Raw genomic sequence first — 12,276 nt, forward strand, 5'->3', positions numbered from 1 at the left:
CCGTCCGTCTGAGCGTGTGCGTCAACACCATTGAGCGCTGTGGTCATTGAATCGATGGCCGTGCAGGCGAAGAGTGGAGGCACAAGAAATCACTCACCGCACAGGTTCGAGGACGTCATGACCCAAGCTTTGATTTTCGATGCATTACGCACGCCCCGCGGCAAGGGCAAGGCCGATGGCGCCTTGCACAGCGTCAAACCGGTGAATCTGGTCGCTGGTCTGTTGACCGCGCTGCAACAGCGCACCTCACTGGACACCAGCCAGGTCGATGATGTGGTGCTCGGCTGCGTCACGCCGATTGGCGATCAAGGCTCGGACATCGCCAAGACCGCTGTGCAAGTGGCCGATTGGGACGTCAGCGTCGCGGGTGTGCAAATCAACCGTTTCTGCGCTTCGGGCCTGGAAGCGGTGAACCTCGGCGCGATGAAAGTGCGCTCAGGCTTCGAAGATCTTGTGGTGGTCGGTGGTGTCGAGTCGATGTCACGAGTGCCGATGGGCAGCGACGGCGGCGCCTGGGCGCTGGATCCGCAGACCAACCTGCACAGCCACTTCACCCCGCAGGGCGTCGGTGCGGACCTGATCGCCACAATCGAAGGCTTCAGCCGTCAAGATGTCGATGCCTACGCGCTTCACTCGCAGCAGAAAGCGGCGCGGGCGCGTGCCGATGGCTCGTTCAACAAGTCGCTGGTGCCGGTGCAGGATCAGAACGGCATCATTCTGCTCGATCACGATGAGTTCATTCGCGCCGAGTCGACGCTGGAAGGTCTGGGCAAGCTCAAACCGAGTTTCGAAATAATCGGCCAGATGGGCTTCGACGCGACGGCGTTGCGGGTTTACAGCGATGTCGAGCGCATCAACCATGTGCACACCCCAGGCAACAGTTCCGGCATCGTTGACGGCGCTGCGCTGATGTTGATCGGTTCCGAAGCCAAGGGCCGGGCACTGGGCCTGCAACCGCGGGCGCGCATTGTCGCCACGGCAGTCACCAGTACCGATCCGACCATCATGCTCACCGGTCCCGCACCGGCCACCCGCAAAGCGCTGGCGAAGGCCGGTCTGCGGGTGGAAGACATCGACCTGTTCGAGGTCAACGAGGCGTTCGCCTCAGTGGTGCTGAAATTCATCAAAGACATGGCGGTCGACCCGGACAAGGTCAACGTCAACGGCGGCTCCATCGCCATGGGCCACCCGTTGGGCGCGACCGGGTGCGCGATCCTCGGCACCTTGCTCGATGAACTGGAAACCCGGCGCCTGCGCTATGGCCTGGCGACGCTGTGCGTTGGCGGCGGCATGGGCATTGCCACCATCATCGAACGCCTCTGAGCCCCGAATTCAAGGAACCTTGTTATGAGCGAAGCCATTCGTTACGAAAAAGGCCAGGACGCCATCGTCGTGCTGACCATCGACATGCCGGGCCAGAGCGCCAACACCATGAACGGCGTGTACCGCGAGGCGATGGCCGCCTGCGTCGCCCGGCTTGTCGCTGAAAAAGACAGCATTGCCGGCGTAATCATTACCTCGGCGAAGAAGACGTTTTTCGCCGGCGGTGATCTCAATGAGTTGATCAAAATCGGCAAGCCCGAAGCCAAGGCTTTCTATGACATGGTGCTGACCCTCAAAGGGCAATTGCGCACTCTGGAAACCCTCGGCAAACCGGTGGTCGCGGCCATTAACGGTGCGGCGTTGGGCGGTGGCTGGGAAATCTGCCTCGCTTGTCATCACCGCGTTGCGCTGGACGATTCGTCGGTGCAACTCGGTCTGCCGGAAGTCACCCTGGGCTTGCTGCCGGGCGGCGGCGGGGTAGTGCGCATGGTGCGCATGCTCGGTATCGAGAAGGCGCTGCCGTATCTGCTCGAAGGCAAAAAGGTCCGTCCGCAACAGGCATTGCAGGCCGGTTTGATAGAAGAACTGGCGATGAATCGCGATGAATTACTGGCCAAGGCACGCGCCTGGATCGTTGCCAATCCGACGGCGGTGCAGCGTTGGGACGTGAAGGGTTATCAGATTCCTGGCGGCACACCGTCGAACCCGAAAGTAGCGCAGATGCTGGCGATTGCGCCGTCGATCCTGCGCACCAAAACCCAGGGCACATTGCCTGCGCCGGAAAAGATTCTGTGTGCGGCCGTCGAAGGCGCACAGGTGGATTTCGACACTGCGCACCTGATCGAAACCCGCTACTTCACCGAGTTGACCACCGGGCAGATCTCGAAAAACCTGATTGGCACTTTCTGGTTTCAGCTCAATGAGATCAATGCGGGTGGCTCGCGACCGCAGGGTTACGCGCCATTCGTCACGCGCAAGGTCGGTGTTCTTGGCGCCGGGATGATGGGTGCCGGGATCGCTTTCGTCAGCGCCTCGGCCGGTATCGAAGTGGTGCTCAAGGACATCAATCTTGCCGCAGCGGAGAAGGGCAAGGCCCACTCGGCTGCGCTGCTGGACAAGAAAGTGGCTCGCGGTCAAATGGATGCTGCGCAGCGCGAAGCGGTGTTGGCGCGAATCCAGACCAGCGAAAACGATGGCGATCTGGCCGGTTGTGATCTGATCATCGAAGCGGTGTTTGAAGATCGCGAGCTGAAAGGCAAAGTCTCGGCAGCCGCGCAGAAAGTTGTCGGCGCCGATGCTGTCATTGCCTCTAACACGTCGACCTTGCCGATCACCGGTCTGGCGACTGCCGTGCCCGATCAAAGCAAATTCATCGGCCTGCATTTCTTCAGCCCGGTGGAGAAAATGCCACTGGTGGAAATCATCAAAGGCGCACAGACCAGCGATGAAACCCTGGCACGCGGGTTCGATTTCGTCCTGCAAATCAAGAAGACGCCAATTGTGGTCAACGACAGTCGCGGTTTCTTTACGTCGCGGGTCTTCGGCACCTTCACCAATGAAGGCATCGCCATGCTCGGCGAAGGCGTGAGCGCGCCGATGATCGAGACCGAAGCGCGCAAGGCCGGGATGCCGATCGGGCCTCTGGCGATCTCCGACGAAGTTTCCCTCAGCCTGATGAGTCATATCCGCAAACAAACCGCCAAGGACCTACAAGCGGAAGGGAAGCCGCTGATTGAGCACCCGGCGTTCGCCGTGATTGACTTGCTGCTCAACGAATACAAGCGTCCGGGCAAGGCCGCAGGCGGCGGTTTCTACGAATACCCGGCCGGTGGCCAGAAATATCTGTGGCCAGAGCTGAAGAGCCGTTTCGAGAAGGCCGACGGGCAAATCTCGCCGAAGGACGTGCGTGACCGGCTGCTGTTCGTGCAAGCCATCGAAACCGTGCGTTGCGTGGAAGAGGGCGTACTCACCTCGACGGCGGATGCCAACGTCGGTTCGATCTTCGGCATCGGTTTCGCGGCATGGACCGGTGGGGCATTGCAGTTCATCAACCAGTACGGTGTGAAGGACTTCGTCGCTCGCGCGCAATATCTGGCCGAGCAATATGGCGAGCGTTTTGCACCGCCGGCGCTGTTGCTGGAAAAAGCGGCGAAAGGAGAGTTGTTCTAGGCGACAGGGAATACATTTTGGGGCTTGCCTTGCCAGGTTGTTTCAGGGCAGGCTCTGGGGTGTTCATTATTCCCATCACGTGTCAGGTATTTTTTATGTCGCTACGCATCTGCATTCTGGAAACCGACATCCTGCGTCCGGAACTGGTCGATCAATATCAGGGTTACGGGCAGATGTTTCAGCGCCTGTTCTCGCAGCAACCGATTGCCGCCGAGTTCACCGTGTACAACGTGATGCAGGGCGAATACCCGAGCGACGAGCAGACCTTCGATGCCTACCTGGTCACCGGCAGCAAGGCCGATTCGTTTGGCACCGACCCGTGGATTCAAACTCTCAAGGAATATCTGCTGACCCGTTACGAGCGTGGCGACAAACTGCTTGGCGTGTGTTTCGGCCATCAACTGCTGGCGCTGCTGCTGGGTGGCAAGAGCGAGCGAGCCACGCAGGGCTGGGGCGTCGGCACCCACAACTACAAACTCGCGGCCAAAGCGCCGTGGATGAGCCCTGTGCGGGAAGAGCTGACGTTGCTGATCAGCCATCAGGATCAAGTCACTGCGCTACCGGAAAACGCTACGGTTATTGCTTCCAGTGATTTCTGCCCGTTTGCGGCGTATCACATCAACGATCAAGTGCTGTGTTTCCAGGGGCATCCGGAATTCATTCACGATTACTCGCGTGCGCTGCTGGACCTGCGTCAGGAAGCACTGGGTTCGCAGATTTACAGCAAAGGTGTGGCCAGCCTGGAGCAGGAGCACCACGGCACCACGGTGGCCGAGTGGATGATGCGTTTTGTGGCGCACAAACCTCAGGCTAAGGCCGTTTAAAGCCTGATACGGATTCTGTGGCGAGGGAGCTTGCTCCCGCTGGGCGGCGAAGCGGCCCCCAACATTCAATGGCCAAAAATATGAGTGCGAGGATTGCGACTGCTGCGCAGCCGGGCGGGAGCAAGCTCCCTCGCCACAGGTCTACAACCATCCTGACCGCTTGAAACTCGCCCACAAACTCACACACCCCACCGTAATAAACCCCAGCACGGCGAAATAACCGTAATGCCAGCTCAACTCCGGCATGTTCTGGAAGTTCATCCCGTAAATCCCCGCCACTGCCGTCGGAAACGCCAGAATCGCCGCCCACGCTGCAAACTTGCGCTGCACCACGCTCTGCCGTGACGCTTCCAGCAACACACCGATCTCGATGGTCTGACTGGCAATGTCGGCCAGCGTCGTCAGGTCTTCCATCTGCCGCGTCACATGGATCTGCACATCGCGAAAGTAGGGGCGCATGTTCTTGTCGATGAACGGGAAGCTCAGCTTCTGTAGCTCCTCGCTGATTTCCACCATTGGCGCTGCGTATCGGCGCAAGCGAACCACATCACGACGCAAGCCGTGCAGCTTCTGAATATCGTGTTCGTTCAACGCGCTGCACAGCACGTTGCGCTCCAGTTCATCAATCTCGGCATGAATCGCTTCGCCCACTGGCTGATAGTTCTCGATGACGAAATCGAGCAACGCATAAAGTACGAAATCTTCCCCATGCTCCAGCAACAGCGGACGCGCCTCACAACGTTGACGGACATGGGCGTAGGACGCCGAGTGGCCGTTGCGCGCGGTAATGATGTAGCCCTTGCCCGCGAAAATGTGAGTTTCGATGAACTGCAGGATCCCGTGTTCGCGGATGGGCGAGTAGGTGACGATAAACAAAGCGTCGCCAAAGGTTTCCAGCTTCGGCCGACTGTGTTTCTCCAGTGCATCTTCGATGGCCAGTTCGTGCAGGTTGAACTGTCGTTGCAGGTTGGCCAGCTCTTGCGCGTTTGGTTCTTCAAGACCGATCCACACGAAGTGGCCGGTTTTTGCGGCCCAGGCGGCGCCTTCATCAAGGGAAATATTGGTGACTTTCTTACCCGCGCTGTACACCGCAGCGGCAACAACTCGACCCATGGTGGTGGTTCACTTCTTCTAGGCAGTGGCAGGGAATACAAGGCTTTAGCTTAGCCGTGTCGTTGCTTGAGAGTCAGTGAAATCTGCACAGTTCACCGGGCAAAGAAAAACCCGCACAGGGCGGGTTTGTTTTTCATGCGGCTTGCAGTTGTCGATCCATCGCTTCGATGCACTCGCGCATTTGTTCGCGGCACTGCTGGATGAGCATGGGCATGTCGTCCATGGTCATTCCGGCGGTAGGAATGGCCGGCAGCGAGCGTATGAGAATTTTCCCACTGCGCCAGCGATTCAGGCGCATGTGCTTGATGTAACTGCTGACGCACACCGGAACGATCGGCACACCGGCGGCAATTGCCATCTGGAACGCGCCTTTCTTGAACGGCAGCAGGTCTTCGCCGAGGTTGCGCGTGCCTTCCGGAAATACCCAGATCGACGTGTCTTCGTTCTGCAAGGTGTTCGTCGTGGTGAGCATTGACTGGCGCGCCTTGTGCGCATTCCCACGGTCGATCAACACGTTGCCGGCCAGCCAGAACAATTGCCCGAACAGCGGCACCCATTTCAGGCTCTTCTTGCCAATGCAGACAGTCCGGTGTGGAACGACATTACCGAAGACGAACAAATCATAGTTGGATTGATGGTTGGCGATGATCACGCAACTGTCGGGCTTGTTCATCAAGCCGCTGACATCAGCCTTCACGCGCAAACGCAGAATGCACATGGCCGGCAGAGCGTAGAGGCGGGCGCACAGGCGGCTGTTGTCCGGATTGAATGGACGGCACACCCCGAGAATCACCCCGAGTACACCGGCCACCATAAAGTGCAGGCCCATCAATAACATACGAAACACGAACAGCATTTTCAGGCCCCACCGGGACAAAAGGTGGCGCAGTGTACGGATGTGCACTGTTTTCGGCAATTGCTGCTATAGAGTCCGGAGATAGCCGATGTTTAAGCGCATGTTTCCGACTGGGTTGTCAGACGCGTCCTAGAGCAGCCACGGCATTTTCAACGGAGCACGCATGAAAAAAGCCCGACACGACGGTCGGGCTTTTCTTTACGGCAGGAGACGAGTGATTAACCCAGATGTTCCTGATCCTGGATGATCGCGTTGTCCAGAGTTTCCAGCAGGGCTTTACGCACTTTCAGCTTGGTGTTTTTGTGCGCGGTCATATTGATCTTCTTCAACTGACGCGCAGCGGCGAGGGCGGCGCCTTGCAGTTCCTCGGCGGCCACTACCTTGTCGAGGAAACCGGCATCCACAGCGCTTTGCGGATCGAACATCTCGCCATTGATCACCGAGCGGTGGAACGTCGAGCGACGCAGACGATCACGGGCCAGTTCGATCCCGGCGTGGTGCATGGTCATGCCGATCTGCACTTCGTTCAGGCCAATGCTGAACGGGCCATCGACGCCGATGCGGTAATCGGCGGACAACAAGATGAAAGCACCCTTCGCCACGGCATGACCCGGGCACGCAACAATCACCGGGAAAGGGTGAGAGAGCAAACGACGAGCCAGCGTCGAACCGGCGGTCACCAGCGACACCGCTTCTTTAGGGCCGGCAGTCATGACTTTCAGGTCGTACCCGCCAGACAGAATCCCAGGCTGGCCGGTGATGATCACGATGGCACGATCAGCAACCGCCTGATCCAGCGCCGCGTTGAACGCCGCAATCACGTCCGGGGAAATGGCATTGACCTTGCCATTGCTCAGGGTCAGGGTCGCGATACCGTCTTCGAGGTGGTAAGAAATCAACTCACTCATGACGCTATTCCTTATAAGAAAGATGGGCAGACGTTACCCACCACCGCAGGCCAGGTAAAGCGCCGTGACTGACCCGCCGGTCACCGATTACCGGCTCAACCGGCGTGCCACGCCGTTCTGCTTCTATATAGAAGGCCCATGCCCACCGAAGATTGGCCGGTTTGCCATGACCTATCGGCGGGGCAAAACGACTTTTTCTCTTAACCGCATGAAAATTCTAAAAAAAAGTTTGCCATCGGAAAAGCTTTCGACTACATTAGCGCGCCTCGACAGACAGAACATGTTTGAAGAGATACGGTGAAGTGTCCGAGTGGCTTAAGGAGCACGCCTGGAAAGTGTGTATACAGGAAACTGTATCGAGAGTTCGAATCTCTCCTTCACCGCCACATTCAGTAAACGCAAACCCCTGATTTTCCTAGAGAAAGTCGGGGGTTTGTGGTTTTTGGCGTCCGAAAAATGGTCATATGGGACAGATCTGGGACAGATCCCTGTTCCGGAGTGGAAAATTGAGCCGATTGAATTAGTAAGCGGGAAGTCACATCCGGTCGCCGATGGCTCGGACCATGGTTAATTTCAGCCAGAAGAATACGTCTGTACTCGCTCCTCGTGTTTTCCCATCCGTTTAAAAATGGTCACTATTTTTCGTTGACATTAGTGACCATCGTGGTCACTATTCGATTACAAAATCAGTGACCGTGGTGAAACATTATGGAAGTTTTTGAGTGCACCCACCGGGGTGAGCTAATAATCGGCGATAAAACGATTTCATGTGCAGTGTTGAGCAACGGTATGCGAATTATTACGCAAACCGCGCTGTTCGATGCATTTGATCGTCCAAGGAAGGGTGAGAAGCGCATTGACGGATTGCCCTCTGTGATCGGGGCTAAAAACCTTCTTCCATTTATCTCCGAAGAGCTTAAAGAAAAATCAGCTGTCGTACACTATTACTCACCCACGGGAAAGATTGCATCGGGCCACAATGCCGAATTAATCCCTCTGATATGCGAGTTGTACCTCACAGCAAACGATGTAAATGCGCTGCTGGAGAGTCAGGAGAAAATTGTTCTTCAAGCACATATTCTTATCCGTGCTCTCGCGAAGGTTGGTATCGCCGCTCTTATCGATGAGGCAACCGGCTATCAATATGAGCGCGAAAGTAACGCGCTGCAAACAATTCTCAAAGCGTACATTTCTGAAGATCTTCTGAAATGGCAGGCACGATTCCCAAGAAAATACTATCAAGAGCTATATCGTCTCTACGGCTGGGAATATGACCCTCTGAAAATGACGCACCCTCAATATCTAGGTAAATTCACGAACGAGTATGTCTACGAACACCTCCCTTCGGGCGTGCTTAAAGAGTTGCGTGAAAAGAATCCAAAAAACGAATCAGGGAATCGTGTGAGAAAACATCACCAATTTTTGTCCGGTGATATCGGTATTCCTCACTTAGAAAAACACATCACTAAGCTCATTACAGTCATGGAGCTTTCAAATGGTGTGGTTGAGTTTAAGAATAATTTTGATCGCGTGTTTGGGGCTAATTATAAAGAGCAGCTCTCTTTAGGTTTGAAGTAGCTTCGGATTCTAATAAAAAAACGATAGAGTGGATGAATGATTATCCACTCGCTTCAAATAAAGGATGATCAGCATGCCAGATAACTCACACGCCAACATTGCCATGGCAGATGCTTTAACGTTGCTTCTGCACAACCAGCATGCTCTAGGCGCTGCGATAGATGAGGTCACAAAGTGGCTCTCAGAGAATGGCGCTCAGAGCGTTGCAGATAACGCAGCGGGGGCTATGGAAACCCTGGATAAAAATGCGAAAGCAATTACAGATGCGATTATGCAACTACGGCAGTCCTAGGGAACTGCCAGAAAGCCGAAGAACGCGATATCGCAAGTGATGTTCGAGCGATCAAGCTAATCTGTTGCAATAGCACTATCTTTAAAGTGATTTAAAACAACAAAACTCAAAGGACCATCATGCTCCCTAGTAAGAGCATGTGAATTAATCTGCGTTGGGGTATTTTCGTTAATGACACCTAAAACTTTGGTGGCTCGCTCATTTGATATCACGTCACTGGTGGCGAGCAACACCTTTACAGCATGTGCTGCGGCAGTGATTGCCTTCGAAAATCCCGAGTCTTCAGCCTCTAAAGTGCTTTTCTCTCCTGACAAGCTGGCCTTGTTCGCGTTAGTTGCTTTGTTTTTGTATATGGGCCTGGCGTTTTTGGTGTGGGGAGGGCGTGCATATCAAGTGCGAAAGTTAATGATTAAGGCCGGCTACAAGAAAATTCCAAGGTGCAAGGAGGCATCAACAGAAACAATTGATGATCCGATTTTGCGCATTAAGGTTCGACAGGCTAAAATTAAATATTACGCAGATATGCAGTCAGTGTGTCTTGTAACTTCGTTTATGGCCGCTGGAATGATCGCAGCGATGTATTTTAGTAATACCGGGATTACGCTTGCTGGTTGGGCGGCGACCGATACTGCTCGGTTCGCGTATCTTGGGCCAATTGTACTTCTGACGATTTTTTCGTGTTGTGGAGTCTACTGTTTTATTAAATGTCAGGCGCTCGTTGATGCCACCCAAAAGTGGATCGCCTTTGAGCACCGTAAGCCTAAGCCGAAAGACTTTGAGCCTGGTTTCATCCCGAAAACAGTTTTGTGCCGCGCTCCTCAGCGCCTTGATAAATGGGGCAAAAGTTATTATAAGGTTATTGAAATCAGTCGCTTGAAGAAGCACCTGCCTCCAGAAGATAAGCGACAGGGTATCGTATGGACATTCATTCCGGAATAATTGCCTGCGTCGATGGAACGTCCGCTTTTGGCCAATTACTGACTTTGACGACTGATAAATAGATCGCCGTTTATGTTCATTAGGCCCCCACACCTTTGCCAGGTGTGGGGGCTTTTTTATAGGAGTTTGGCCACCATCCTCCATTAGGCTGACTGACCAATATCCTGACCAATGGGTACCACTGGTCCCTACCTACTGACGGCTAGTGAATTCAGTATTTTCAGCTGCTACCGGCGATAAATTTAACGCCAGTTGCAGCATGCCCACAACATCCGGACCGTCCTCATTGATCCACGTCCCGTAGTGCTGCCGGATCATGTTGCCATTGGTGTGCCCCATCTGCTCGGCGATCCAGTCGATCGACGCCACACCGGTGGTCAGCAACTGACTGGCGTAGGTGTGCCGGCACTGCCCGGGGCCTCGATAGCGGACGCCTGCAGCGAGCAGGTGCGCTTTGAAAAACCGGTCACGGACCACGAAGTCGTTGGCGTGCGGAAGACCGCTTTTCGTGTTCAGGAAAACGAAGTGTAGTTTGTGGCGCCGCACGGTCTTGTTGTCCCGCTCAACGATCTCCACGGTCTCCGCTTTCCTGTTTCGGTTTAGCGCATCGATCTTGCAGAGGGCATCCCATGCCGGTGCCAGCAGACGCACCCGCCGCGTCGAACGACGGGTTTTCGTTACCCGGTAAGCCCCGCGCACCTTGGACCGGCGAAAAGTCACTGTGCCTTGCGCCAAGTCGACATCCTCCCAAGCCAGGGCAATCGTTTCCGATACACGCGGACCTGCCCATAACATGAACTGCACCATCAGCAGTTCCTGCGTGCGGCTGGTCGGGGTGTCGAGGATCTGTTTGATTTCGGCGCGGGTAAACGGGTCCGGTGTTTCGGGATCGGGCAGGCGGACCATCAATCCTTCAGTCGGGTCATGGGCGACTTTCATCCGCGTGCGGTACAAGCGAAACACCTGGCGCACGTTGCTGATGATGTCGCGGATGGTCTTGTTCTTCAGGGTTTTCGACAGCGTGTCCTGAATCCATTCCTGCAGGTCCAAGTGATCGATCTGGTTAATCTGGACCTTGCCCCAGCGTGGCCGCACATGCACTTCGGCCTTGTTGGCGTAACCTCGGTAGCTCGAGGCCGCTACGCTGTTGGCCTTTATCTTCAACCACAGATCCAGGTAATGGCCGAAGGTGTTTTCTACCAGCCTGGGCGAGTTGGGAAAGTGCCGGGCGTAATCGAAGGTGCCGGTCTGGATCTCGTATTCAATGATGTCGACCAAGCGCCTGGCCTGCGCCACGTTCGCCGGTGTATTACCGCCCGGAACCGTTTCCCGGCATTTCTCCCCTTTGTATTGAAAATAGATTCTCACGGACTTGCCGCGAGCTTCGACCCCACTCATGTAAACCCCTAACGCTGTACTCGTATGTCGACAGTCTGACGATCGAAAACAAAAAGGCCCGTTTCCGGGCCAAGTATCTGCAAGCGCGTCTTCTGGTGGACGCGGCTTATGGTTTGGGCTTGTGCCGGCGCAGGTGGGCATTTAACAGCTGACGCCGCCGGCTGCAGGCCTGGTGATTGCCCTGAGCGCGCCACTTGCCACACTGGTCGCACACGCTGGTGTGATCCATGTTCCAGGGAAAGCGGCGCACCGGTGTTGCGGCAGGGTCATTGGTCATGGCGGGACGCCCCCCCAGTGGCCGGGGTGGCCAGCAGTTGGCTGATCACGGCGACATCCGTTTCGCTCAGGTCGCCCAGGGTGCTGGCCATCTGGCTGAGGCTTTCCAGGCGCGTTCGGGCTTCAGGGGTTTTATGCACCAGGTAGCCGATGACGGCGGCGCCGATGATCGCGGTCGCCACCAGGTGCCGCGCCGGTGTGGTAGCCTTCGTGCCGCTGCTGCTGGGGCTCTGTGCTTGCATGGTATGGTCCTCGTAAGTGGTCGGGTGTCGAGGAGCTGCAACTCCTCGGCACTGTTTTTTAGATCAGTCCTTTCGTGCCAGGTGGATCACCAGGCCGTCAAAATCCGGCTCATGCTCAACACATGATTGCCATTCCAGGACCCGCAGGATCTGTTGCCTGCTGCAGTCGTCCACCAAGATTTCGCGCTGGCCAGCGGCGGCCCGCACTTCCAGAATCTGCAGTAAACCTTCCTCCCCGTACGCACCGGCCTGGATGATCGGTGCGCTTTGCCCGGTGAAGTCCAGCCGGTCTTGGACCGACTGGAGCTTGTTGGTTCGGCCGTCGCCGGCATTGCCCATAAACACTTGGATCTGCATC

General features: G+C 55.8%; 13 protein-coding genes and 1 tRNA gene. 8 read left to right on the plus strand and 6 right to left on the minus strand.

The features are described 5' to 3' along the window. The first annotated feature begins 117 nt into the window (after positions 1-117). From JFT86_RS28910 to JFT86_RS28920, 3 genes are all read left to right on the plus strand, one after another. Entirely contained in the window at positions 118-1,323 is a 1,206-nt protein-coding gene (locus JFT86_RS28910) for an acetyl-CoA C-acetyltransferase (RefSeq protein ID WP_201239402.1), read from the plus strand. Positions 1,324-1,347: 24 nt separating this feature from the next. After that, positions 1,348-3,492 (plus strand): 3-hydroxyacyl-CoA dehydrogenase NAD-binding domain-containing protein, encoded by a 2,145-nt coding sequence (locus tag JFT86_RS28915; protein WP_201239403.1) that lies wholly within the window; start codon positions 1,348-1,350, stop codon positions 3,490-3,492. A 95-nt stretch (positions 3,493-3,587) separates the two neighbouring features. Then, positions 3,588-4,316: an amidotransferase gene (locus JFT86_RS28920; RefSeq protein WP_201239404.1), complete on the plus strand. Its 729-nt coding sequence runs from the start codon at positions 3,588-3,590 to the stop codon at positions 4,314-4,316. Between the two features lie 141 nt (positions 4,317-4,457). Here the strand turns inward: JFT86_RS28920 and JFT86_RS28925 are convergent, their stop codons facing one another. The 3 genes from JFT86_RS28925 to JFT86_RS28935 form a co-directional block, all read right to left on the minus strand. Then, complete coding sequence (locus tag JFT86_RS28925) at positions 4,458-5,429, minus strand: magnesium and cobalt transport protein CorA (RefSeq protein WP_201239405.1); 972 nt, start codon at positions 5,427-5,429, stop codon at positions 4,458-4,460. A gap of 133 nt (positions 5,430-5,562) precedes the next feature. Then, entirely contained in the window at positions 5,563-6,285 is a 723-nt protein-coding gene (locus JFT86_RS28930; protein ID WP_201239406.1) for a 1-acylglycerol-3-phosphate O-acyltransferase, read from the minus strand. A gap of 218 nt (positions 6,286-6,503) precedes the next feature. Next, positions 6,504-7,193: a crotonase/enoyl-CoA hydratase family protein gene (locus tag JFT86_RS28935; protein WP_201239407.1), complete on the minus strand. Its 690-nt coding sequence runs from the start codon at positions 7,191-7,193 to the stop codon at positions 6,504-6,506. A gap of 64 nt (positions 7,194-7,257) precedes the next feature. On the opposite strand from JFT86_RS28935, the gene JFT86_RS28940 reads away from it, so the two are divergent. From JFT86_RS28940 to JFT86_RS28960, 5 genes are all read left to right on the plus strand, one after another. Continuing rightward, positions 7,258-7,494 carry a hypothetical protein gene (locus JFT86_RS28940; protein WP_201239408.1) on the plus strand — a complete coding sequence of 79 codons (237 nt, stop codon included), beginning with the start codon at positions 7,258-7,260 and terminating at the stop codon, positions 7,492-7,494. Beyond that, a tRNA-Ser gene (locus tag JFT86_RS28945) sits at positions 7,490-7,579 on the plus strand. The genes JFT86_RS28940 and JFT86_RS28945 overlap by 5 nt, the downstream gene beginning before the upstream one ends. A gap of 322 nt (positions 7,580-7,901) precedes the next feature. After that, positions 7,902-8,771 (plus strand): P63C domain-containing protein, encoded by an 870-nt coding sequence (locus JFT86_RS28950; protein WP_201234336.1) that lies wholly within the window; start codon positions 7,902-7,904, stop codon positions 8,769-8,771. Between the two features lie 73 nt (positions 8,772-8,844). Further along, on the plus strand, positions 8,845-9,063 hold the full coding sequence (locus JFT86_RS28955) for a hypothetical protein (protein ID WP_201234335.1): 219 nt from the start codon (positions 8,845-8,847) through the stop codon (positions 9,061-9,063). A gap of 171 nt (positions 9,064-9,234) precedes the next feature. Continuing rightward, a complete protein-coding gene (locus JFT86_RS28960; protein ID WP_201234334.1) occupies positions 9,235-10,002 on the plus strand; it encodes a hypothetical protein in 768 nt (255 codons plus the stop codon). Between the two features lie 192 nt (positions 10,003-10,194). On the opposite strand, the gene JFT86_RS28965 is transcribed toward JFT86_RS28960, so the two are convergent. The 3 genes from JFT86_RS28965 to JFT86_RS28975 all read right to left on the minus strand — a co-directional run bounded on the left by JFT86_RS28965 (position 10,195) and on the right by JFT86_RS28975 (position 12,275). Continuing rightward, positions 10,195-11,400, minus strand: a complete 1,206-nt coding sequence (locus JFT86_RS28965) for a DUF3596 domain-containing protein (RefSeq protein ID WP_201234333.1) — start codon at positions 11,398-11,400, stop codon at positions 10,195-10,197. 266 nt (positions 11,401-11,666) lie between these two features. Continuing rightward, positions 11,667-11,918 carry a hypothetical protein gene (locus JFT86_RS28970; protein ID WP_201239409.1) on the minus strand — a complete coding sequence of 84 codons (252 nt, stop codon included), beginning with the start codon at positions 11,916-11,918 and terminating at the stop codon, positions 11,667-11,669. 63 nt (positions 11,919-11,981) lie between these two features. Then, complete coding sequence (locus tag JFT86_RS28975; RefSeq protein WP_201234332.1) at positions 11,982-12,275, minus strand: hypothetical protein; 294 nt, start codon at positions 12,273-12,275, stop codon at positions 11,982-11,984. Between the last annotated feature and the right edge of the window lies 1 nt (position 12,276).

The organism is Pseudomonas sp. TH06 (assembly GCF_016651305.1).
Taxonomy (GTDB): Bacteria; Pseudomonadota; Gammaproteobacteria; order Pseudomonadales; family Pseudomonadaceae; genus Aquipseudomonas.